Here is a 23,594-nt window from a genome sequence, read left to right as displayed (position 1 = left end):
GTTGTCCCTCGGGCGCCGGAGCGAGGGCTCGTGACGGCGCACGCCGAGGCTGCATCCGATACATCGTCTTCATATGGCCACCCCTCTGTGGACCAGAACGGGCCGCCGGGAGCACCTCATCCAGACTGAAGACTCGCGGGAATTCCACGTGGAGCCCTGACACGACAGACCAGGCGGCCCTGTCTGACATTGAAAATGAAATCAGCCGCGAGGACGGCAGGTTGATCCTCATGGAGGAGGGGTGGGTCATGACGATGCTCGCGCCCAAGCACTGGCAGTTCCCGCCGGGTCGGCTGGAGGAGGGCTTCGAGGACAAGAAGCCTCTCTACGACGAGGCCGAGGCCATGGCGGAGGCCACCCGCTGCCTGTACTGCTCCGACGCCCCCTGCATCCAGGCGTGCCCCACCACCATCGACATCCCCACCTTCATCCGGAAGATTGGCACCGGGAACCTCAAGGGCGCGGCACGGACCATCCTCTCGGCCAACCTGCTCGGGCAGAGCTGCGGCCAGGTCTGCCCGGTGGAGGTGCTGTGCGCGGGCGCCTGCGTCTACAAAGCGTGGGGGCGCGAGCCCATCGCCATCGGGAGGCTGCAGCGCTATGCGGTGGAGACCACCCTGGCCCAGGGCCCCACGCTCTTCCAGGCTCGCTCATCCACGGGCAAGCGGGTGGCGCTGGTGGGCTCCGGCCCCGCCTCCATCACCGCCGCGGGCCTGCTCGCGCTCGAGGGGCACACGTGCACCCTCTTCGAGCGCCAGGCACTGCCAGGCGGCCTCGACTCCCTGGGCATCGCCCCCTACAAGCTGAAGGGCCCGGAGGCACTCCGGGAGCTGGAGTGGGTGCTCTCGCTCGGGCGCATCGAACTGCGGACGGGGGTGGAGGTGGTGGAGCGGGCCTCGGGGCCGGGCCAGGTGACGGCCGCCGAGCTCCTGGAGTCCCATGACGCCGTCTTCCTCGGCCTGGGGTTGGGCGTGGACTCGCACCTGGGCATTCCCGGCGAAGCGGGCGAGGGTGTCCACGGCGCCCTGCACCTCATCGAGCGCATCAAGGCGGAACCCGGGCTCCGACTGGAAGGGGTGCGACGGGCCGCGGTTGTCGGCGGAGGCAATACCGCCCTCGACATGGCCCACGAGCTGGCGCTGCTGGGCGTGAAGGTGACGCTCGTCTACCGGCGCTCCGAGGAGGAGATGAGCGGCTATGCCCATGAGCTGGCGGGCGCACGCCTGGATGGAGTGCGGCTGCTGGAGAACCGTCAGCCGCTGGAGGTGCTCCGCCAGGAAGGCAAGGTGGTGGCGGTGCGGCTGCTGGCGACAAACCGGGACGGCAAGCCCCTGCCGGACACGGAGGAGCTGCTGACGGACCTCGTCGCGGTGGCCATCGGTCAGGAGCGCGCGCCCCGCGTGTCGCTCGCCTTCCCGGGCGTGGAGCTGGACGCCCAGGGCCGGGTGAAGGTGGAGCCCCTCACCCACCGGACCGGCAACCCGAAGGTCTGGAGCGGGGGTGACTGCGTCAACGGCGGCAAGGAGGTCGTCAACGCCGTCGCGGAAGCCAGGCTCGCCGTCCAGTCCATGCACCGCTACCTGATGGGGGAGTGACAGACGATGGCCGAGCTCTCGATCGACTTCTGCGGCATCCACAGCCCCAACCCCTTCTGGCTCGCCTCGGCCCCGCCGACCAACACCGCGGGCCAGGTGATGCGGGCCTTCGACGCCGGCTGGGGTGGCGCGGTGTGGAAGACGCTGGGCAACCCCATCGTCAACGTGTCCAGCCGCTTCGGTGGCCTCGACTACGGCAATGCCCGACTGATGGGGCTCAACAACATCGAGCTCATCACTGACCGCCCGCTGGACGTGAACTTGCGCGAGATACGCGAGGTGAAGAAGCGCTACCCCCGGCAGACCCTCGTCGCCTCGCTGATGGTGAACACCCGAGAGGAGTGGCGGGAGATCATCCAGCGCTCCGAGGACGCCGGGGCGGACATGCTGGAGCTCAACTTCGGCTGCCCGCACGGCATGTGCGAGCGGGGGATGGGCTCGGCGGTGGGCGCCGAGCCCAAGGTGCTCGAGGAGATCGCCCGGTGGGCCGTGGAGTTCGCCAGCGTCCCCGTCATCGTCAAGCTCACGCCCAACGTGGGCGACATCCTCGAGCCCGGTGAGGCGGCGTTGCGCGCGGGCGTGCCAGCGCTCTCGCTCATCAACACCGTCAAGTCCCTCATGGGGGTGGACCTGGAGCGGATGAGCCCCTTGCCTCGGGTCGGGGACGCCGCCACCAACGGGGGCTACTGCGGCCCGGCCGTCAAGCCCATCGCCCTCCACCTGCTGGCGCAGCTCGCCCGCCACCCCCAGTGCGGCAAGCTGGCCCTGTCGGGCATCGGCGGCATCTCCAACTGGCGGGACGCGGCCGAGTTCATCGCCCTGGGCGCCACCTCGGTGCAGGTGTGCACCGCCGTCATGCACCATGGCTTCCGCATCATCGAGGACATGCTCGAGGGCCTGTCGGACTTCCTGGACTCACGCGGGATGAAGTCCGTCAATGAGCTGCGCGGCCGCGCCATCCCCCAGTACCGGGAGTGGGGCGAGCTGGATCTGTCCTACCAGGTGGTGGCCAACATCGACGTGGACAAGTGCATTGGCTGCCAGCTCTGCTACGTGGCCTGCATGGATGGTGCGCACCAGTGCATCCACCTGCCAGGGCGCTCCGAGGAGGAGGCGCGCCGCGCCGGGCACACGCACATCCCCGAGCACATCCCCCAGCGCCCGGTGACGGCCCGGGGTGGACTCCCTGGCGCCCGCGTCCCCTTCGTGGACGAGCCGGAGTGCATCGGCTGCAACCTCTGCCACCTCATCTGCCCGGTGCCCGGCTGCATCAGCATGGTGGAGGTCCCCAACGGGAAGCCTCGTGAGAGCTGGACCGACCGCATCGCCAAGGGAACCGATCATGTCCCTGGGGGGCTTTCTTGATGTTACCGCGTACGCTTGTTGATGGAGATTTCATAAAAACCCCATCCGCTTCTCGCTTCACCGTCGGGTCTTCAGGCTCTCCAGGCGCCCGTCGGCTTTGCGCGTAGCCAGTCAGCCAGGCGCCCCCTGCTCTCATCGGCAGGGGCCATCAGGAGTGCGAGTGGAGGCGGGAGCCAGCCAGGCGCTGGTGGAGCGTGTCCTGCGGGCGGTGAAGGAGGTGGAGGGGTGCTGAAGCTACCGGAGGGAGTAAGAATCTGGGTGGCGAAGGAGCCGTGCGACATGCGCAAGCAGGCCGACGGGCTGAGCGCGCTTCAAAATCTGGGTAAGGTCGAAGAACGAGTCCTTTGACACCATCCACGGCCTGTCCGGTGCCCACGCATTCACATGAGAAGGGTCCAGTTCATGCGCGCACTCACCCTGTTCGTTCCCCTGTTCCTCAGCTCAGTGCTGCCCGGTTGCATCCGGCACGTCGCCGTTCCACATTCGGCCGAGGACGGGCCTGTCGAGGAACCGCCGCCGGGCATGGTCTCGGTGAGCGTCGTCTCGGAGCCTGAAGATCAGGTTTGGGACGTCTACGCCGGCAGGGACCTGGTCTGCACCACGCCGTGCACGCAGTGGTTCAGCCCGCGGCAGCATCTGGTTTTGAAATCGGGGAATGGTGACAAGCTCTTCATCCCCGGTGTCGGCCGGGAAGCGCTGCGGGCGCGCCACGCCATTCTGGTGGCAGAGGGCACTTCGTATGCGAAACGAGTGAATGGAATCGTCTTCACCACGCTTGGAGGCATGGGCGTGGTCACGGCCATCACGTTCACCGCGGTCGGGTGTAGCCAGGTGCAGGAGCGCGGAGGAATGTGCACGGCTGGGCTGATTACGGGCGGTGTCTCCGTCCCGCTCACTGCTTTTGCCCTGTGGATGCTGCTTGACTCTTCTCCGAAGGCGCACGTCCTCCCGGCATTCCAAACCAAGGCTCACCATGGACAACCGCCCGTGACGTTCTCTCTTGCGCCCAACGGAATCGCCGGGACGTTCTGACGAGAAGAGCCGGAGCCACGTGTCCACGAAGTTTTTGGAGTCACTCCTTCAGGTACAGGGCCTCGCCCAGGGCCGCCTGCTGCACCTGCTCGGATGAGAAGGGCAGCGCTACCCACTCCTTGCGCGAGTAGCGACGGGTCTGATCCACGTAGTGGGGACTGGCCGGGTCGGCGGACTGAGAGAAGCCGAGCAGGGCGGTGGCGACCGGACCCGCGTCATCGAAGGTGACAATCTGCATATAGGTGGGGCCCTGGATGACGGGCGTGTACTCACCCTTGGCATTCGGCCCTGGCGTGGTGGCGACGTTGAAGACCCCCTCGCCGTGCAGCCCTCCATGCATGGGGATGCGCTCACCGTGGGGCGTGCCGTCGGCGGTCACGTACTGCAGGCTGCCCAGCGTGGCGTCCATCGCCACCCCGGCCTGCTGAAAAAGGCGCACCGCGTCCCCCAGTGCCGCCCGCGTCGCGGCGTTGATGACCAGCGTGTTCGGGGTCTCGACGGGCTTGCTGGCATCGAATGGCACCGCCCATACCGGATTCGTCACGCGCCGCCAGAACTCGCGGAAGACGTGCGCCCCGCGGCTATCGATGTTGTTCGTCCGGTCCCAGGCCGCGAGTGCGGCACAGGCGGCCGTCACGTCCACGGTCTGCCCGCCAGAGGCCGGCCAGGCCCGACGGGTTGCCTCGTCCGCGCCATGGCAGTCGGCGAGCACCTGGTCGAGCACCAGCTCCGCCGCATAGCTGCGATTCCCGAAGAACACCGCCTGCAACTTCTCGGGGGAGAACAGGTTGCCACCGAGCCCGTCGGCGTTGCTGAAACGGTCCTGGACCTGCACCAGCCCCATGCGCGTGCGCAGAGAGCGTTCGCTCGTCTCGGGCTGCAGCATCTGGCTCCGCATCAGCGGCGAGAAGCCGGTCAGGGGGGCCTGTGGGTTGCTGAGCCAGTAACTGTCGTTGGAGTTGGTGACGTAGTCGCGCCGGGTCAGTACGGGCAGGTTGCCCGGACCGAAGGTGCCCTGCTGAGGCGAGTCCGCGTCGCTCCCCCACTCGCAGGCGGCCGTGCTGCCGTCTAGCGCCGGCAGCCCCATGCTGGCGAGCGCCTGCCGGATGGGGTTCGAGCCCATGCATGCCGTGAACTTCTCCTGGGTGACGTGAGGCACGGTGGAGAGGTCCGCGTACAGCGCGTTGCCCTCCCGGTCGGCGGCGATGGTGTTGATGAAGGACAGCCCCATGAGGGTCCTCACCTTCTGCTCGAGGTCCGCCACGCTGGTGGCCTGGTTCATCCGCCACCACTGCTCGATGCCACGCAGGTTTTCGCCGGCCGCATCGCGGATGGAGAAGGCAACGTTGTTCGTCCCCCAGGCAGGCAGCTGGTTGGAGAGCGAGTTCAGCTCCACCATGGGCCCATAGTGGGAGGTGTAGATGACGCCGGTGTGGCTCCCGCCGTTCGGCAGCGCCACGGTGACCTCGTGGCGCTCAATGGAGCGCTGCTCGGTCTCGCCGCTGGCGTTGCGATAGATGTACTTGAGCGGCTGCCCCTCGACGAGCTGGAGCTGGTAGAGGGTGAATCGCCGTGCGAAGGAGACGGTGTGGCTCCAGGCCACATCCTTGTTGAAGCCGATGTTGACGAAGGGCTGTCCCTGCTGGCCCGCGCCCATCACGTCCAGCTCGCCCGGCAGGGTGAGATGGAACTGGTAGAAGCGCTGCACGCCCTGCCAGGGCTCATGCGGGTTGCCCAGCAGCAGGCCGCGACCATTCTCACTCGCCTCCGCGCCAAAGGCGTAGGCGTTGCTGCCACCCGTGAAGTCCCCTTCCTGGTTGATGCGTGCCAGATCGATCAGCGGAGTCGCACTCGAAGCGAGCGTCGAGATGCGGGGGGCTGGCCCAACGCCGCCCCCCCCTGTACCCGTCGGAGGGTGCGCGCTGACGATGGCGTCGGTGAAGTTGAGCAGGCCGCCCCGCGTAGCGGCCCTGTTATAGACGGCCGCCAGGTCCAGCTCGGAGATCTCTCGCACCCACGGGGAGCCGGCACAGCGCGCGTCGACGTTCGCGGGCCCCGTGTCACGCACGTAGCGGCTATAGCCTGCGGCGTAGCCACGGATGGCGGCCCGCACCTGCGCGGGCCGCGCATTCAGGAAGGCGGTGAGGGTCTCCTGCCGGTTGCGCCAGGTGTAGAAGACGTCACTGAGGATGTTGGCTTGGCTGGGCTCAAGGTAGAGCGCCCGCTTCCCGGTGGCGGTGACGATCTCCTCAGCGAGCGAGCAGAGGTTGTCCTGCGCGAACGAGTAGCCCACGCCGTAGCCGAGGCTGCCGTAATCCTCCGCCAGCACGTGGGGAATACCGAAGGCCGTGCGCTGTACCTTGACCGAGTAGGTGGCACCCGGGCTGCCGCCATCGCCCGGATCGGGGCAGCCCGCAAGAGCGAGTACGAGGCCGACCTTCATCCACCGGCTCAGGGCATTTCTTTTTTGGATGTGCATGGAGGTTCTGTGAGGAGGACAAGAGGGCGCAAGGTACCGGGGCCCCAGACCCCGGACGATGCGACCCAGGGCGGGGTGAACTGCCATGTGCGCGACGCTTCCACGGGTGAGGACGAGCCAACCCGGGTGCCAGAGGCGAAGCGCTCCGCGCTACTCACCAGGAAGGGTGTCAGACGATTCGTAGGAGACGAGGTGTCAGCACGAGTCCTTTGACACCTTCCCCGCCCCCAGAGTGCACACGCAATCCGGGCTCGTACCTGGCTGATTCGCCCGCTCACTCCTACAGAAAGCAAAGGGCCGAGTCCCAGAAGGAACCCGGCCCGCGCAGGTGGTCAACGATACGTTCGCCTACTCTTACTTGCGTATGCAGCCAGATTTACTAGTGATTGCGGATGGACAGGTGACCTGCTTGAAGCTCATGGTAGGATTATCCGCGTTCATGAACCAATCGAATCGCCACTGACAGCCCGCCCTCAATTGAGCCGGCAGCTGGCTGCATTGATCGCGACTGCTGACGCCGCCGTATCTGGCACCCCAACCATCGGCTGGAGCACCCCACTGACTCGTACAGGCGTTGAAAAGGCCAACACCCCCGCCAGGGATTAGCAGGTCGAAATGGTTTTGACCCAAATCCCCTCCCGTATTAACCACCTGAACCACCATCGTCTTGCCCGTCACGGGCCCGCTGGTGAATTTCAATTCGTAACAGGCGCAGCTCCAAGTGGCTTCTGACCCGCCGCTCACCCAAGCTGCGGCAAACCCATACGACAAATTTGCATTCACAGCCCACGGCTGATTGTTGTTACACGCGAAGGCAGTACCACCATTCGACCCGCTTTGCGCATCCGGACTGATCGCGGAGACGCCATCCTTGGCGCAAGCGATAACCGGACGGGTAACTGAGGCTTTCCCAGGCCACGAAGCGCTTCCTTTGCCACAATCCCAGTATCGGGTCGTTTTGCCCGTTTGTTGAGCCTCAGCCTCGTTGCCGATGCCGAGCAGGAGCGCGAACGCAGTCACTACAGTCAGCGCTTGTCGAAGGGAGCCTCTGTCACGAGTATTTGGCATCGTCGCAGCGTGGCCGTAACAGCGCGCGAGTGTCAAGGAGCGACGCTGCCCCACGCTTCACACCTCGTGCGTACCCGGCAATGCGCTGTTCGGCACGACCACCCCGCACCAGTTGAACCCACAGTAGGAGGGCGCTGGCATGCTGCCAGACCTCAACCGCCAGCCCATAAGAGGAATGGGGGCAATGGCGAGGGCAGCGGGTTGGAGCAGAGAGGCAGAGGAAGGCCGCTGACGGGAGCCCAAGAGCCGGAACGAGTCCTTCGACTGACCGTACAGAGGGCCTCCCACGGGAACGTGGTGTAGAGGTCGATGGGGCCCTCGCTTCAGGCGCCGCACGGCCGTGGTGAAGCTCGTCCCCAGCAGCGTCGACAGGGTGGTGAGACGTCCCAGGTGCCTTCCCCCTGGTCCGCGCATGGTGCATCAGGCGCAGCTCAGGGACTCACCACTCCCGGCACCTCACCACCGGAGAGCTGCTCCAGCAGCAGCCTCGCCTCCGCGAGGTCGGCCGAGTCCACACCCACCTCGAACCGGCCGAGGATTCGCGACAGGAGCCTCCGAGCCACCTCCGGCCGACCCGTGTCTCTCAGCAACCGGCCCAGTCCCACCGTCGCGCGCAGTTCCAAGAGGAGCGCCCCCTGCTCCCGGGCCACGGCGAGGGCACGGAAGAAGGCGCTTCGCGCCTCGCGCTCCCGCCCCCCGACGCGCAGCAACTCTCCGCGCACGCGGTGCATGTCGGGCTCGTAGCCGAGCATTCCCTTCTCCCGCACCTCGTCCAATGCCTCGTCCACCGCCCTCAGCCCCTCGCCGGCCTGACCCAACTTCAGGTGGGCATATGCGAGCATAAAAAGGCAGTAGGGCAGTAGGTCCTGGAGCCCCTGGGCTCTGCAGCGTGTGACTTTCTGTTGCACGAGCATCAGACCCTCTCGAGGCTGCCCCAGCCCGACCAGGAGCCCACCCCGAGTGGCATTCACCCACACCGGCAAGAGCCAATCGCTGCGCTCGCCGGATATGGCGAGGGACTCGTCCGCCAACCTCAGGGCTTCCTGAACATCCCAGCGGATCACGCAGGCAAGGAGTGTGTAGAGCAGCACCACGGGCAGAACGAAGGGTTCGCCGGTGCTCCGGGCCAGGGACAGCGCCTCCCGCCCAGACTCCCGGGCCTGCTCCAGCCTGCCTGACACCGATTGGAGGTTGGAGGCAAGGGCCAGCGACCTCGCCAACAACCTCCCCCGGTGCGCCTCGGGGACGGAGCGCGCACAGGCCATCGCGCGCTCGTTGGACTCCAGAGCGGACCGCACACGGCCCTTGGAACCCAACTCGCTCGCCCTCATCTGATAGCCCATGGCGAGCAGTTCCGGGCTTCGCTGGCGCTCTCCCTGGCGCACCACCTTCTCGGCCAGCTCGTGGCACAAATGCAATTCCGCCCGGCAATGGTGAAAGGTGAAGATGTTCCAGAGACTCGATTCGAGCTGGGGCGTGAGCTCGTCCATCCGCCGCACCAGCTCCCAGACCCGCGTATACGTCCGCGTCACTTCCGGCGAGCCGAACCCTTGCAGCCTTGATTGGGCATAGCCCAGGCCAGTCAACAGCCGCAGCTCCTGGACAGGGGGGCCAAGGGGCTCCGGCAGGCCGCGCAGCAGTGCCTGTGCCCGCGAGAGGTGCCCCGCCATTTCCGGTATGGCCATGCGCTTGTAGGCGAGCATCCCGGCCTGATACCAGGAGGGGATGGCCAGCGCGGGCTCTCCCGCTTCCGTGTAGTGGTAGGCGAGCACTTCGGGCCTTGCCTCCACCACCGCGGGGAAGCGCGCCACCAGCACTCGCGCGATGTGCTGGTGCTGCTGTCTCCTCTCGCTGCGCGGCAGGGATTGGTACGCAGCCTCCTGGAAGAGCGTGTGCCGGAACTGGTACTGGGGCTCGTCCGTCTCCTCCCGCTCCTCCCCCAGCAACCCCGCCTCCACCAGCCCCCCGAGCTCACGCCGCAGGTCGGAGTCCTCGCGCCCCGTGACGGCCGCCAGCAGGGCCAGTGAGAAGTCCCTCCCCACCACCGCCCCGAGCTGGGCCAGCGTCTTCTGCCGTGAGGGAAGCAGATCCAACCGCGCCAGCAGCAGCTCGTGCAGGGTGACCGGGATGGATGCCAGCGCCCCTCCCTCCAGCACCCAGCGCGTCATCTCCTCGAGGAAGAGCGGAATGCCATCCGTCTTCCCCACCAGCTCCCGCACCGTTTCTTCCTGCAGCTCACGGTCCCCGGCCGCTTGCCTCACCAGCTCCATCGCGAGCCCGGCCGGCAGGCGCTCCAGGAAGAGCCGGTGGAACCCGCCGCGGGAGGGCCACGCGGGCTGGAACTCGGGGCGAGCACTGAGCACGACGAGCAGGCGCGCACTCTCGAGGCGCTCGAGCAGGGTTGCGAGGAACTCGAGCCAGGAGGAGTCCGCCCAGTGCAGATCCTCGACGGCGAGGAGCACCGGGCGCTGCCTCGCCATGCACAGCAGCACGTCCACCAGGGCCTCGTACGTCTTCTCCTGCCGCCGCGCGGGGGTGAAGCGGTAGACCGGAGAGCCCTCGGGCACGGGCAGCGAGAGGAGCAATCCCAGCAACTGAATGTCCTCCTCCGGCAGGCCCCTCTCGCCCAGCTGCGCCTCCAGCTCCTCCAGGTGCCGCTGGGGCGTGCCCTCCGGGGAGAAGCGCAGGAGGCGCTGGAGTACCTCGGCGACCGGAGGGAGCGCGCTGGCGCCGAGCCGCGACCAGCACTGGAACCGCCAGCGCGTGGCGGTCTCCGGGGGCACGCGCTCGCGCAGCTCCTGGAGGAGGCGGGATTTGCCGATGCCCGCTTCGCCGCGCACCAGGACGAAGGCGCCCCGCCCGTCCCTCGCCCCGTCCCAGAGCTCCAGAAGCCGCCGCAGCTCGGGCTCTCTCCCCACCAGGGGCGTGAGGCCACCGGCCATCAGCGTCCGGTCGAAACGGACCCGCACCTCCCGCTCGCGCAGCACGCGGTGGACCTCCATGGGTGCCGGCCCCGCCAGGCCCATGAAGTCACGAGCCCCGAGGCTCTCCGTCTCGAAGGCCCCGCGCACCTGCCTCCACGTCGCCTCGCTGACGAGCACCTCCCCGGGCTCGGCCTGACCCGCCAGCCAGGACACCACCCTCGGGGCCTCGCCCTGCAGGGCGCGCGTGTCCAGCACCATCCGGTCCGTGTGCAGGCCCACCTTCGCGCCCAGCCCGGAGAGCGACAGGAGCGGCAGCTTCCGCTGGAGCAGCTCCGGCACCGCCTGGGCCAGGTGCAGCGCCGCACGCACCGCGCGCTCCGCGTCATCCTCCCGCACCTGCGGACAGCCGAAGCAGGCGAACACCTCGCCTCCCATGGACAGGTTGATGGTCCCGCCATGCCGCTGGATGACCTCCGCGCAGCCCTGCTGGAAGGCCGCCTCCAATTCTCCCAGGTCCTCGGCATCCACCTGTCCCACGAGCCCGGACAGGCCCGTGAGCTGGCAGGAGAGCAGCACCAACTGCCGGCGCTGCTGGCTCCTGGGCCTCGCCTCCTCGAATCCAGGCCGGGCGAGACGGACCCGCAGCTCGCGCACCTCCCGCAGGAACTCGCGAGCCGTGGGGAAGCGCCGGGCCGGGTCCTTGGCCAGTGCCGTGGCCAGGAGCGACTCCACCTCGGGCGGCACCTCCGGATTGCGCGCACGCACCGGGGGCATCGGCTCCTCCGACACCAGCCGCTCACGCAACTCCCCCAACGTGCCACCCACGAAGGGCGGCCCTCCGGTGAGCATCTCGTAGAGCACCACGCCCGCCGCCCAGGTGTCGGTACGCGCGTCCTGCGCCTCGCCCCTCCACTGCTCCGGCGCCATGTACGCCGGCGTTCCCGCCATGGGCAGGTGGGGCGCGAGCCCCACACGGGCCGCCATCAGGTGCGACAGGCCGAAGTCCAGCAGCTTCACCGTCCCCTCCCGGGTGAGGAAGACGTTGCCCGGCTTGAGGTCGCGGTGGACGATGCCCCGCTCGTGCGCATGCGCCAGCCCCTCGGTGATGCTCTCGAGAATCTCCAGCGCGCGCCGCACCTCCAGCCGCCCCCGCTTGAGCAGCGCGGCGAGCGACTCTCCCTCCAGGCACTCCATCACCAGGAAAGGGATGACTGGCTCGTCGGGGATGCCGCTCCATGCGGCCACGTCGAAGATGCGGACGATGTTCTCCTGGTCCAGCCGCGCCACCGCCCGCGCTTCCGCGAGCGCCTCCAGCTCGAAGCCCGGACGCGGCAGCAGGAACTTGAGGGCCACTTCCCGTCGCAGCGTCTCGTCGCGTGCGCGGAACACCTGGCCCATCCCCCCGCCACCCATCCACTCGAGAATCGTGTACCGCCGGCCATCCGGGCCCCCGAGTACCCCGCCGGGTACCGGCAGCACATGCAGCGGCTCGGACTCACTCAGCTCCCGCAGGAAGGAGTCCTCGAAGTCCGAAGCTCCCGAGGAGGCTTGCTGTCCACTCGTGGGCAGGCCCCCGTGCTCTCCCTCCTGTGTGGCGTCCCTGCTCATCCCGTGCTCCGACGGCGCCGCTTCCTCGTCCCCGGACAGGGGCCTCCTCTGAGGTAGGACTCCGGGAGCCCGGATGTGACCCGTGAGCCAACTCAGGGTGTCCGATACCCTCACCCCGCCCCTCTCCCGGTGGGAGAGGGAGGAAGGGAGCAAAGCAGCTCCAGCGCCCGGGTGAAGTGGCCCACCACCGCCGAGAGGGCCATCCGGTGTGCGGCGAACAGTCCGGTCCCGACTGCTCACGGGCTTCCGCGTCTCGAGGCCGCCCGGGTTGTAGTGGAGGCCGCGCCTCAAGCGGTGGGAGGGTTCCGGACGTTCATCTGGTCCCTGGAAACGAGTCGAGCCTCATCGACAAGAGCGAACCTATTCGGGCGCACGCGGTTGCCATAGGACTTCCAGGTGCGGCACTCCCAGAGTGGGCCTGGCGGAGTTTCATTGGGTGGCGATGGCCTCGACCTGTCCGCGCAGACGCTCGGCGATCCACGACGACTTCAGCACCAGCGCGGCGGCCACGAAACCGAGTGCCACCTTCAAGGCACGGTGAGCGGTGCGGCCCAAGCCCGCCTCCTCAGTGTGCAGGTGCGGACGCGGATTCCGTAGGCAGTACCTGGTGCAGTTGCTCCACGGAAACGGAGAGAACGACCGCGTCGCTCACCGATTGGACGATTCGAAGCGGGATTTCAATCGTCCCCGCGTGGAAGAGCGACCGCGACGCGCCAAGCTGCTCAGCGGCCTCTCGGCGCAACTTCACCTGAAGCGCTTCAATGTGCCACGTCTGGCTATCAATGAAGAGGACGGACACTTCTCCGAGTGCCTGTCCATCAGCGGTAACCACCGTCAGCCCCACGAGGTTCTTGTCGGAAAGACGCATCCCCCATCTCCTTCCCCTCAAGAAAAATGGGCACAGCGCCGACCCGCGACAACGGAGTTGGCAGTGGGGCGCTGGCCCGCCTCATAGGAAGGCCTCTGAGGTGCTCGGGCCGGGGAAGCGGGTGCTGTGGTCCCTACTCATTCTGTTTGGCTCTCGGAGATGGCGCCAGCAGTCCGGCCAGTCCGCCTGCCGCCGCGGAACCCAGGGCGACCAATCCCTGCGGAATCTCTTTGCCCAAGCCAGCAAGCAGGGCCAGGCAGATGACGGCCAGGACCACGGTGACGCCGAGGAACCAGATCACCCATCGGTACAGCCAACGGTCCGAAAGGGCCGGCGAATTCTTACGGACCTCGTCAACCAGACTCTTCTTTTGTTCCGGGGTAAGGCCCGGGTCGGTGAGTATCGTCTTGAGCAAATCCGTCATCGATACTTCACGGCCTTGATTGTCGTCAGCCATTCTTCATTTCCCCCCATTCGCGGATTGCAGGAGCTTTTACCAGCTCGCTTCGAGGCGCCGCCCTCGCCGCTGCCATGGGCCGCGGGGCTCGCATTCCCAGCTTGAGGCTACTCACGCCGCATCGAGGGAGCCGGGCCGCGGACCCCCAACGTGAACCTCGCTGATGGGGAGGAGGTGGTAAGAGGCGAGCGCCTCCTCGACGCCCACCTCCACTACCGTGAAGCCGTGGGAGGCGCCGTTGACGAAGGCGATGCCCGGGTTGCCCTCGCGGAAGGTGGCCTCCTGCTCGGTGACGACATAGCGGAACACAGCCGAGCCGGGCGGGAAGCCCGCCGCCGTCACCGCCTCCGCGGCCTCCTCGGAGGTGACTCAGTGGGGCGCGACGCCCGGCGGCTCACCGCCGGAGAGCCGCGCCAGCAGCGTCCGCGCCTCCGAGAGGTCGACCGAGTCCACGCCCACCTCGAACCGGCCGAGGACTCGCTCCAGGAGCCTCCGCGCCACCTCCGGCCGCCCCGTGTCCCCCAGCAGCCGGCCCAGGCCCACCGTCGCGCGCAGTTCCAAGAGGAGCGCCCCCTGCTCCCGGGCCACGGCGAGGGCACGGAAGAAGGCACTCCGCGCCTCGCGCTCCCGCCCCGCGACGCGCAGCAACTCTCCGCGCACGCGGTGCAGTTCGTCCTCCATGCCGAGCATTCCCTTCTCCCGCACCTCGCCCAATGCCTCATCCACCGCCCTCAGTCCCTCGCCGGCCTGACCCAGCATCAGGTGGACATGCGCGAGCACAACAAGGCAGTAAAGCAGTGCGTCCTGGATCCCCAGGGCTCTGCAGCGTGTGACTTGCTGTTGCACGAGCATCAGACCCTCTCGAGGCTGCCCCAGCCCGGCCAGGAACCCACCCCGAGTGGCATTCACCCACACCGACCAGAACCAATCGCTGCGCTCGCCGGATATGGCGAGGGACTCGTCCACCAACCTCAGGGCTTCCTGGACATCCAAGCGGAGCACGCAGGCGTAGAGTGTGTAGAACAGCACCATGGACAGAAAGAGGGGTTCGCCGGTGCTCCGGGCCAGGGACAGCGCCTCCCGCCCAGACTCCCGGGCCTGCTCCAGCCTGCCTGACACCGATTGGAGGATGGAGGCATGGGCCAGCAACCTCGCCAACAACCTTCCCCGGTGCGCCTCGGGGACGGAGCGCGCACAGGCCATCGCGCGCTCGCTGGACTCCAGAGCGGACCGCGCACGGCCCTTGGAAGACAACTCGCCCGCCCTCATCTGATAGCCCATGGCGAGCAGTTCCGGGCTTCGCTGGCGCTCTCCCTGGCGCACCACCTTCTCGGCCAACTCGTGGCACAAATGCAATTCCGCCCGCTGCTGGTGAAAGTTGAAGATGATCCAGAGACTCGATTCGAGCTGGGGCGTGAGCTCGTCCATCCGCCGCACCAGCTCCCAGACCCGCGTATACGTCCGCGTCACTTCTGGCGAGCCGAACCCTTGCAGCACTGCTTGGGCGTAGCCCAGGCCCGTCAACAGCTGCAGCTCCTGGACAGGGTGGCCAAGGGGCTCCGGCAGGCCGCGCAGCAGTGCCTGCGCCCGCGAGAGGTGCCCCACCACTTCCGGTGTGGCCATGCGCTTGAAGGCGAGCATCCCGGCCTGATACCAGGAGGGGATGGCCAGCGCGGGCTCTCCCGCCTCCGTGTAGTGGTAGGCGAGCACCTCGGGCCTTGCCTCCACCACCGCGGGGAATCGCGCCACCAGCACTCGCGCGATGTGCTGGTGATGCTGTCTCCTCTCGCTGCGCGGCAGGGATTGGTACGCCGCCTCCTGGAAGAGCGCGTGCCGGAACTGGTACTGGGGCTCGTCCGTCTCCTCCCGCTCCTCCTGCAGCAACCCCGCCTCCACCAGCCCCCCGAGCTCACGCCGCAGGTCGGAGTCCTCGCGCCCCGTGACGGCCGCCAGCAGGGCCCGTGAGAAGTCCCTCCCCACCACCGCCCCGAGCTGGGCCAGCGTCTTCTGCCGTGAGGGGAGCAGATCCAACCGCGCCAGCAGCAGTTCGTGCAGGGTGACCGGGATGGATGCCAGCGCCCCTCCCTCCAGCACCCAGCGCGTCATCTCCTCGAGGAAGAGCGGAATGCCATCCGTCTTCCCCACCAGCTCCCGCACCGTTTCCTCCGGCAGCTCACGGTCCCCGGCCGCCTGCCTCACCAACTCCGTCGCGAGCCCGGCCGGCAGGCGCTCCAGGAAGAGCCGGTGGAACCTGCCGCGGGAGGGCCACGCGGGCTGGAACTCGGGGCGAGCACTGAGCACGACGAGCAGGCGCGCACTCTCGAGACGCTCGAGCAGGGTGCCGAGGAACTCGAGCCAGGAGGAGTCCGCCCACTGCAGATCCTCGACGGCGAGGAGCACCGGGCGCTGCCTCGCCATGCACAGCAGCACGTCCACCAGGGCCTCGTACGTCTTCTCCTGCCGCCGCGCGGGGGTGAAGCGGTAGACCGGAGAGCCCTCGGGCACGGGCAGCGAGAGGAGCAGTCCCAACAACTGAATGTCCTCCTCCGGCAGGCCCCTCTCGCCCAGCTGCGCCTCCAGCTCCTCCAGGTGCCGCTGGGGCGTGCTCTCCGGGGAGAAGCGCAGGAGGCGCTGGAGTACCTCGGCGACCGGAGGCAGAGCGCTGGCGCCGAGCCGCGACCAGCACTGGAACCGCCAGCGCGTGGCGGTCTCCGGGGGCACGCGCTCGCGCAACTCCTGGAGGAGGCGGGATTTGCCGATGCCCGCTTCGCCGCGCACCAGGACGAAGGCGCCCCGCCCGTCCCTCGCCCCGTCCCAGAGCTCCAGAAGCCGCCGCAGCTCGGGCTCCCTCCCCACCAGGGGCGTGAGGCCACCGGCCACCAGCGTCCGGTCGAAACGGACCCGCACCTCCCGCTCGCGCAGCACGCGGTGGACCTCCATAGGTGCCGGCCCCGCCAGGCCCATGAAGTCACGAGCCCCGAGGCTCTCCGTCTCGAAGGCCCCGCGCACCTGCCTCCACGTCGCCTCGCTGGCGAGCACCTCCCCGGGCCCGGCCTGCTCCGCGAGCCAGGACACCACCCTGGGGGCCTCGCCCTGCATGGCGCGCAGGTCCAGGACCATCCGGCCCGTGTGCAGGCCTGCCTTCGCCCCCAGCCCCGACAGGGGCAGGTGTGGCAGCCTCCGCTGGAGCAGCTCCGGCACGGCGTGGGCCAGGTGCAGCGCCGCGCGCACGGCCTGTTCCGAGTCGTCCTCCCGCACCCGCGGGCAACCGAAACAGGCGAACACCTCGCCCCCCATGGACAGGTTCCTGCCGCCGCGCTGCCGGATGACCTCCGCACAGCCCTGCTGGAAGGCCACCTCCAGCTCTCCCAGGTCTTCTGCATCCAGCCGCCCCACGAGCCCGGAGAGGCCCGTGAGCCGGCAGCAGAGCAGGACCAGTTGCCGGCGCTGACTGCTCACCGGCTCCGGCTCCTCGAAGCCGGGACTGGCGAGGCGCGCCCGCAGCTCGCGCAGCTCGTGCCGCAGCTCCCGCACCGAGGGGAAACGCCGGGCCGGCTCCTTGGCCAGCGCCGTGGCCAGGAGCGACTCCACCTCCGGTGGCACCTCCGGGTTGCGCGCGCGCACCGGGGGCATCGGCTCCCCCGACACCACCCGCTCGCGCAGCTCCGGGAGTAGGAGGCGTGGGAAGGGCAGCTCCCCGGTGAGCATCTCGTAGAGCACGACTCCGGCCGCCCACACATCCGTGCGTGCGTCCTGGAGCCCGCCGCCCCACTGCTCCGGCGCCATGTACGCCGGCGTCCCCGCTCCCGCATGGTGCGGCACCCGCGGGTCGCTGGACACCATCAGGTGCGACAGGCCGAAGTCCAGCAGCTTCACCGTTCCTGGCGGGGTGAGGAAGACATTGGCCGGCTTGAGGTCCCGGTGGACGATGCCTCGCTCGTGCGCGTGCGCCAGCCCCGCGGCGATGCCGTCCAGCACCTCCAGCGCGCGCCGCGGCTCCAGCCGTCCCCGCTTCAGCAGCGTGGCGAGCGACTCCCCTTCCAGGCACTCCATCACCAGGAAGGGCAGGCCCGGCTCGTCCGGACTGCCCCGCCACTCGGACACGTCGAAGATGCGGACGATGTTCTCGTGGTCCAGCCGGGCCACCGCCCGCGCTTCCGCGAGCGCCTCGGCCTCGGAGCCCGGGCGCGGCAGGAGAAACTTGAGCGCCACCTCCCGCTGCAGGGTCTCGTCCCGGGCACGGAAGACCTGGCCCATTCCCCCGCCGCCCATCCAGGCGAGGATGAGATACCGGCGGCCATCCGGGCCCCCGAGCCGCGCCCCTGGGGGCGGGAGCCCGAGCAACGGCTCAGACTCGCGCAGCTCCCTCAGGAAGGAGTCCTCGAAGTCCGAGGCTCCCGAGGAGGCCTCCCCCTCGTGCGCCTCCTCCCGCGTGACGTCCCTGCTCATGCTCATCCGCTCTCCCAGCGACGCCGCTGCCACGCCGTTCGAGCAGTGGTCCACTCTGGAAGGTATGAGTCCGGAAACGTCAGATGCGACGCTCAGTGCCGCGTGACGCCCGGCGCGGGGGCGAGCCTGCGGGGGCCCAGCCGGGCGCGGTTGTGCTCGGCGAGCAGGTCCACCTGCGGCCCCATCGGGATGAGGCGCGAGGGATTCACCGAGTCCTGGCTCCAGTAGTAGTGCATCTTTGATTGGGCTTACCTGTCGAGGTCTGTCCGCCGTCGGCACAACGTCCGTCCGCAGTGTCCATCATGGATGTCAGGGGGCACAGCTATGGAACGACGCATACGCGGACGCTCTGCAGGGCGCCGTCCATGGGCAATCCTGCTCGTCTGTCTCTCGTTCGCCATGAGCGGTATCGCATCCCGGTCGGCGATGGCGCGGCCGGAGGACCTGCCAGCGCTGTCGGGAATGAAGCTCGACGAGGCGACGGAGGCCCTGAACACCTGGCGTCAGAATCAAGAAGGAGAATGGCAGGTCAATATCACGCACAAGCCGGAAGTTCCCGATGGCGCGAATCGTGATCTCATTCTGGTCCACGAAGGCGAAGGCAGCGGAGACGAGTCCTTCGAAATCCCGAGCAGGACCACCAGGACAGTGAGCATCCTCTACGTCACCCTCGTGCTCGAAACGAAGGTCCCGGACCTGAAGGGCCAGACATGGCAAGAAGCCACGCGCATGCTGCGCGAGCACGGCCTGACTCCCAAGGCCGAATCGACCCCAGGCGGAGACGATTGGCTCGTGACGACTCAGTCCCTCGGGCCAGGAGCGCTCGTGCGACTGAATGAGGAGGTGAGCCTCGGCTTCAAGCCGCCTCCCCCGCCTCCCCCGCCACCTCGGCCCACCCCGTCCCCCCCGCCACGGCTCGTGCGTGTTCCCACGGTGTTGGGGATGCCGGTCGCCGAAGCCAGACAAACCGCCAGGAAAGCGAGGCTCCAGTTCGAGAGCCGGCCGTCCGGCCAGGGGAGAGGCGCCGGCCGCGTGCTCTGGCAGAAGCCTTTACCAGGCACTCTCGTGCGCCCGGGAACCAGGGTGGCCGTCGTGGCCAGTCCCGCGATTCTGACCCCCTGGCTGGTCACCGGGTCCCTTGTCGTCGTGCTGTGGCTCCTGCTCACGGTGATCCGTGCCGTTCGCGCGAACCGCGCCCGGCGCGAGCGGGAATGGGTCCATCAACACGTCCAGATCAAGTCGCAGGTCACACTCGGAGAGCCGAGAATCGAATCGCGCGAGGAGCAGGGGCATTCCGTGACGGTCGTGCTCCAAAAAGATCGCGGTTCTCAAGTGTTCGAGAAGGGAACACCCCCATGATGACCAAGACGATCGATCACCCCCTGACCGTCCGCGAGCTCCTCTTCGGCGGAATCGATGGCGACCCCCGCGTGCTGATGGGCCGCCTGGAAAAGCGCAAAGCCTTCGATGAGCTCGGCGGTGTCCTCCATCACCTGTCGCGCATCACGTTGAAGGCGCTCGAGGGGGAGATCGCGACCACCCTTACCGGGTTGCTCGAGATGGACCTCGGTGAGCTCATCCTGATGGGGTTTCTGAAGTACCGCCGGCTCAAGGCCGCGGCTCGGAACACCGTTGCCGACCCCGACCGCACCGAGCTCGTGACCCTGAACGAGCCGCATGTGTTCACCTCGGTCCACAAACTTCGTGCGGAGCTGCTCATCGACGGCAGGCGTCGGTACGTCCTGCACTTCAAGCTGACGGTGACGCTCACCGTGAAGAACCTCGTCGCACGCGTGAGCGACGGCAGACTGGTCAGCCTCAGTGGAGGGCAGGGCGACGCGGAGGCCACCCTGAAGTGGGAAAGATTCGAGCTGGCGAGGGCGGGAGTACCCCTGAAGTTGCCGCTGGTGGTCCGCCTGGGCGACGGGTTCCCCCTGCTGACCGAAGAAGAGCGGGCGCAGGTGGAAGAGGACCTGGACCAGGAACAACCCGCGCACTAACCCCGAGAGACCCGAGGGAGGGTGTCGAGGGAAGGTGTCCAAGGGAAGGTGGTCGGGTCGAGTGAGCCTGCCAGCGTCACTGCACGCGGAGCGTGCACGTGCCGCCGTGTCGACGGAGCTCCGCGTTCATGCCGTCGCGGAACTGACGCAACGTCGCCCCATTACCGACGATGCCGATGCAGCCTGCGGTGCCGATCGAACCACCGTCCGGGTGGATGCGCAGCAGCGTGCGCATGCCGTCCGCCTTGTCGCGCCTGTCAGACATCGCGTCAGAGTTGGGGCGGTGTGCGTCCTCGATGAGAAAGCTGAAGCCGACGCCATCACGCACGAAACCTGGCTCGGAGCGGCTGTTGCGATGCGCCCTCACGCGGTACGTGCCCTGCGGCACCGACAAGAGTTTTCTCGAGCCGGAGTTGAACTGGTACGTGCGGCCGTCCACCGTGATGGAGCCGGTGGCCAGCCCGGGGCCGTTGGGCTGGTTGTTGAGGCGCGCGGTGAGATGAGTGCCGCCGTTGGTCTGCGTGGCGCCCAAGGTGGCGCCAGCGACGCCCAGGGCGGCCCACGTCTTGGGGCCGACGACGCCGTCCGCGGCCAGGCCCATGGCGCGCTGGAAGGCAATCACCGCCCCCTTCGTCTTCGGGCCGAACGCGCCGTCCGCCGCTCCGACAGGGAAGCCCTTGCTATTCAGCATGTTCTGGAGCTGGACCACCGCGGGGCCTCGAGAGCCCTCGCGCTGCGTGTTGGTAGCCATGGAGCTGACCTCTTCTTTCTATGAATAGGATTCATAAAGGCAGAGGAGGGAAGTGCCGGATGAGACGGAGAGCCCCCCGCTCCCTTCCATCTTTGACACCCTTTCTGGGGTCCTTGAGTGACTCAGTACGTCATGCCGGGGATGAGGCCTCCGGTCGTCCACTTGCGGTTGTGAGCGCTGAAGATGCCTACGCCGTACTTCTTGCCCTTGGCCTCGATGGTGCGCCCATCCCCCAGACTGATGGCGACGTGTCCCGGCCGGAAGAGCAACGCCCCGAGTGTTTTGATGGCCTGGGCGACAGAGATCGTCTTGTTGTTCCGCTTGATGTACGGCAGCTGGTTCATCGTCCCGTCCGGGAATGTGACGCCCACCTGGCGCGCCGCCCACTCCACCAGCTCCGAGCAGTCGAACACCTTCGGGTTTGGATCGTTCGGGTTCGCCTCCGCGCCGAGTCTGTACTGGTCACCATTCTGTGCCAGCGCCTTCGCCACGAAGGCCGCCGCCGTGCCCTGACCGGGCTGTGGCGAGGTGTGCGTGGCGCCCAAGGTGGCACCAGCGGCGCCCAGGGCGGCCCACGTCTTGGGGCCGACGACGCCGTCCGCGGCCAGGCCCATGGCGCGCTGGAAGGCAATCACCGCCCCCTTCGTCTTCGGGCCGAACGCGCCGTCCGCCGCTCCGACAGGGAAGCCCTTGCTATTCAGCATGTTCTGGAGCTGGACCACCGCGGGGCCTCGAGAGCCCTCGCGCTGCGTGTTGGTAGCCATGGAGCTGACCTCTTCTTTCTATGAATAGAATTCATAAAGGCAGAAGAGGGAAGTGCCGGATGTGACGGCGAGCCCCCTCGCCAGTCCACCTCGCTCCCTACGCGTCTCCGACACCTTGGAGCAGACACCTTGGAGCAGCACCGCCTCGTCACCGCCAATCCGGTAGAGCGCGAGCGGTTCGTTCCGCACTTGTGGCATCATCGAAGGCCAGCAACTTCGGAGGGAAGGTCCGGTGAGCGTCGCAACCCTCGAAGAAGGCCTCTTGCTGGGTCCGAGCTTCTTCCTCTCCCGGACGGCGCTCCGCTCTGTTCAGGTGGCAGATTGGATCATTTTGAGTGTCGCGAAGGCTGGTGCTGACCGCGATCCTGCTGGCCACGGCGCCCGCTTCCGCCGCCATGGAGGGTCCTGGGGTCCACCAGTTCCTTCAGGCCGGGCGCGCTACCGCCCCGGTCCGGCTGGACGGTCTGCTGGATGAGCCGGTCCCTTCCCCGCCTGGGCTGGGACCGCGGTGCCTTCGCCGAGGCGGGTGACCGTCAACGTCACCGTTGTCACCCCGCCGGTCGTCGTCCGGTTGCACACGGCGCGGTACCACATGTTGCGTTCGAGCACCTGGGTGGCCTTGGCGGTGAGCGTCGTGGTCTGCTGGCGCAGGACACAGCTGGGCGTCCCGGTCGCGGTCGAAATGTGCGCGGGTGCCGCGACCGCGAGGTTGCCAGTGCCCCGACCGGCGGCGACCTTCAACACGCCACCGTTGGCGTACAGCGCGGTCCCTTTCGGAACTTCGTTTCTCTTCACAGACTGCCGGCGTCCCAGCAGCATCACTTCAGCGCGCTACGACGTCCGCAGTGCGCGGGTCGCGAAGCAGCTCGTGGAAGACGCTGAGCTGAGCCCCCTGGAGCATCCACCCCCCCTTGGGCGAGTTCAGGTTCGAGTCGAAGGCGGCCAGGCCGATGACTCTTGCCCCCTTCCCGTCGGCGTTCGAGCCGGCGGCGTGGTTGTACCAGGCGCGCACGCGCTGGCCCGCGGCGGTGTCGGAGCCGTGCATGCCCCACTCGCCCACGGCCACATCCACACCCCGTACCGCGGCCCACTGGCGCACGCGCAGCCAGTTGTCGGTGATGAGCGAGCCCTCGCCGTGGTTGTAGATGTCGACCCCAAGGAAGTCGTAGATGCCGGGCGCCCACCACGCGTCGGGGTTGCGGCCCGAGCCCTGGGTCCACGTGTGGGCCATCAGGATGGGGGCCAGGGCCACGTTGTCCACGCCCAGCGCCGTCATGCGCTGGCGCACCCGGCGGTTCATCGCGAGGTGACCGGCGGGGCCGGCCGGATCGTCCGGCGTGTTGACGCCCTCACCGCCCTCGGGTTCGTGGTGGAGGGTGAGCCACACCGGCCCCGGCAGCGCTTTGAGCGCGCGCAGCAGTTCATCGATCTCGCCGTCGTGTTGGCCCGCCCCCATTGCCGCCCAGGAGGGCGTCTTCACCGAGACCCAGGGCAGCCGGTGGTGGGCCAGGTCATCGCGCGCAGTGGTGACCAGGCCACCGGTGCGCTGGTTCCACTGCCAGAAGGTGCGACGCAACGCGAGCGGGTGGCCCGCCACGCTCTCGTGGCGTGCGACCGGGTCCCCATTGCCCTGGATGGACGCACCCCACACGAGCTTGCCCGCTGGCGCGCGGCCCGGGAAGGTCCGGCTCGCCGTCGTCAGGGTCGCGTTCAGCGTATACGCGGTCGAGCCCTTCGTGCTCTTGATGCCTAGCTGGTAGGTCCCCGGCGTGCGCGCCTCGAAGCGCACGCGCTCCGGCCGAGGGGTGACTTCATTCGCGAAGGCCACCGTCTCGCCGCTCGGAGCTTTCAGGAACAGGTTCAGGTCCGCGGAGGCATTGGTCCAGCCCAGCGTCGCGGTGATCGTCCCCGGCGAGGAGATCGCGAACTCGTGCGTCACCCAGGACGTGCCGCTGGCCGCCACCTGCCCCGTGTACTGCTTCTTCAGGGCGAGCGAGACGGCCGTCGTATCCAGCACGTCCTCGGCACATCCCGTCCCCTCGCTTCTGCACCGCTCCTGCACTTGGGCAAAGCCCGCCGCAACCACCGCCACCAGCACCACGCCCAGCCACATCTTTCGCGTCTGGTGAGTCTTCATGAAGAGCCTCCGCGGTATTCAGGCCAGCGGACGTGCTGGCCGTTGTCTCGTCGTGTCGCGCGAATCCTTTGACACCCTCTCCGCGCCGGTCAGGCGG

General features: G+C 68.1%; 18 protein-coding genes. 5 read left to right on the top strand and 13 right to left on the bottom strand.

Annotated elements, in window-relative coordinates; all coding sequences use genetic code 11:
• Positions 1 to 248: 248 nt before the first annotated feature.
• The 3 genes from OV287_RS07345 to OV287_RS07335 all read left to right on the top strand — a co-directional run bounded on the left by OV287_RS07345 (position 249) and on the right by OV287_RS07335 (position 3,992).
• On the top strand, positions 249 to 1,595 hold the full coding sequence (locus OV287_RS07345; protein WP_267533271.1) for an FAD-dependent oxidoreductase: 1,347 nt from the start codon (positions 249 to 251) through the stop codon (positions 1,593 to 1,595).
• A 6-nt stretch (positions 1,596 to 1,601) separates the two neighbouring features.
• Positions 1,602 to 2,960 carry an NAD-dependent dihydropyrimidine dehydrogenase subunit PreA gene (gene preA, locus OV287_RS07340; protein ID WP_267533270.1) on the top strand — a complete coding sequence of 453 codons (1,359 nt, stop codon included), beginning with the start codon at positions 1,602 to 1,604 and terminating at the stop codon, positions 2,958 to 2,960.
• A 402-nt stretch (positions 2,961 to 3,362) separates the two neighbouring features.
• Positions 3,363 to 3,992, top strand: coding sequence for a hypothetical protein (locus OV287_RS07335; RefSeq protein WP_267533269.1), 630 nt, complete (start codon positions 3,363 to 3,365; stop codon positions 3,990 to 3,992).
• A gap of 40 nt (positions 3,993 to 4,032) precedes the next feature.
• Here the strand turns inward: OV287_RS07335 and OV287_RS07330 are convergent, their stop codons facing one another.
• From OV287_RS07330 to OV287_RS07295, 9 genes are all read right to left on the bottom strand, one after another.
• Positions 4,033 to 6,435, bottom strand: coding sequence for a penicillin acylase family protein (locus OV287_RS07330; RefSeq protein WP_267533268.1), 2,403 nt, complete (start codon positions 6,433 to 6,435; stop codon positions 4,033 to 4,035).
• 390 nt (positions 6,436 to 6,825) lie between these two features.
• The gene (locus OV287_RS56390) at positions 6,826 to 7,539 is read right to left on the bottom strand and encodes a hypothetical protein (RefSeq protein WP_373371906.1); all 714 of its coding nucleotides are present in this window, start codon (positions 7,537 to 7,539) and stop codon (positions 6,826 to 6,828) included.
• Positions 7,540 to 7,970: 431 nt separating this feature from the next.
• Entirely contained in the window at positions 7,971 to 12,071 is a 4,101-nt protein-coding gene (locus OV287_RS07325) for a protein kinase domain-containing protein (RefSeq protein WP_267533267.1), read from the bottom strand.
• 429 nt (positions 12,072 to 12,500) lie between these two features.
• On the bottom strand, positions 12,501 to 12,626 hold the full coding sequence (locus OV287_RS07320; protein WP_267533266.1) for a hypothetical protein: 126 nt from the start codon (positions 12,624 to 12,626) through the stop codon (positions 12,501 to 12,503).
• A gap of 10 nt (positions 12,627 to 12,636) precedes the next feature.
• Positions 12,637 to 12,939 carry a PRC-barrel domain-containing protein gene (locus OV287_RS07315; protein ID WP_267533265.1) on the bottom strand — a complete coding sequence of 101 codons (303 nt, stop codon included), beginning with the start codon at positions 12,937 to 12,939 and terminating at the stop codon, positions 12,637 to 12,639.
• Positions 12,940 to 13,072: 133 nt separating this feature from the next.
• On the bottom strand, positions 13,073 to 13,396 hold the full coding sequence (locus OV287_RS07310) for a hypothetical protein (RefSeq protein ID WP_267533264.1): 324 nt from the start codon (positions 13,394 to 13,396) through the stop codon (positions 13,073 to 13,075).
• A gap of 111 nt (positions 13,397 to 13,507) precedes the next feature.
• Positions 13,508 to 13,738, bottom strand: a complete 231-nt coding sequence (locus tag OV287_RS07305) for a hypothetical protein (RefSeq protein WP_267533263.1) — start codon at positions 13,736 to 13,738, stop codon at positions 13,508 to 13,510.
• Positions 13,739 to 13,765: 27 nt separating this feature from the next.
• Positions 13,766 to 17,845 carry a protein kinase domain-containing protein gene (locus tag OV287_RS07300; protein WP_267533262.1) on the bottom strand — a complete coding sequence of 1,360 codons (4,080 nt, stop codon included), beginning with the start codon at positions 17,843 to 17,845 and terminating at the stop codon, positions 13,766 to 13,768.
• Between the two features lie 92 nt (positions 17,846 to 17,937).
• On the bottom strand, positions 17,938 to 18,081 hold the full coding sequence (locus tag OV287_RS07295; RefSeq protein ID WP_267533261.1) for a hypothetical protein: 144 nt from the start codon (positions 18,079 to 18,081) through the stop codon (positions 17,938 to 17,940).
• Between the two features lie 88 nt (positions 18,082 to 18,169).
• Between OV287_RS07295 and OV287_RS07290 the strand changes: the two genes are divergently transcribed.
• Entirely contained in the window at positions 18,170 to 19,204 is a 1,035-nt protein-coding gene (locus OV287_RS07290) for a PASTA domain-containing protein (RefSeq protein ID WP_267533260.1), read from the top strand.
• The gene (locus OV287_RS07285; RefSeq protein ID WP_267533259.1) at positions 19,201 to 19,845 is read left to right on the top strand and encodes a hypothetical protein; all 645 of its coding nucleotides are present in this window, start codon (positions 19,201 to 19,203) and stop codon (positions 19,843 to 19,845) included. Before OV287_RS07290 ends, OV287_RS07285 begins: the two co-directional genes overlap by 4 nt.
• 76 nt (positions 19,846 to 19,921) lie before the next feature.
• On the opposite strand, the gene OV287_RS07280 is transcribed toward OV287_RS07285, so the two are convergent.
• The 4 genes from OV287_RS07280 to OV287_RS07260 form a co-directional block, all read right to left on the bottom strand.
• The gene (locus OV287_RS07280) at positions 19,922 to 20,596 is read right to left on the bottom strand and encodes a peptidoglycan-binding domain-containing protein (RefSeq protein ID WP_267533258.1); all 675 of its coding nucleotides are present in this window, start codon (positions 20,594 to 20,596) and stop codon (positions 19,922 to 19,924) included.
• A 122-nt stretch (positions 20,597 to 20,718) separates the two neighbouring features.
• Positions 20,719 to 21,360 carry a peptidoglycan-binding protein gene (locus OV287_RS56195; RefSeq protein ID WP_308809551.1) on the bottom strand — a complete coding sequence of 214 codons (642 nt, stop codon included), beginning with the start codon at positions 21,358 to 21,360 and terminating at the stop codon, positions 20,719 to 20,721.
• Between the two features lie 438 nt (positions 21,361 to 21,798).
• A complete protein-coding gene (locus OV287_RS07265) occupies positions 21,799 to 22,155 on the bottom strand; it encodes a hypothetical protein (protein ID WP_267533257.1) in 357 nt (118 codons plus the stop codon).
• A gap of 28 nt (positions 22,156 to 22,183) precedes the next feature.
• Complete coding sequence (locus tag OV287_RS07260) at positions 22,184 to 23,497, bottom strand: hypothetical protein (RefSeq protein ID WP_267533256.1); 1,314 nt, start codon at positions 23,495 to 23,497, stop codon at positions 22,184 to 22,186.
• Positions 23,498 to 23,594 lie beyond the last annotated feature (97 nt).

It is taken from the genome of Archangium lansingense, from assembly GCF_026626635.1.
GTDB lineage: Bacteria > Myxococcota > Myxococcia > Myxococcales > Myxococcaceae > Archangium > Archangium lansingense.
The sequence above is the reverse complement of the archived record's forward strand: the minus strand, read 5'-3'. Positions and strand labels throughout refer to the sequence as shown.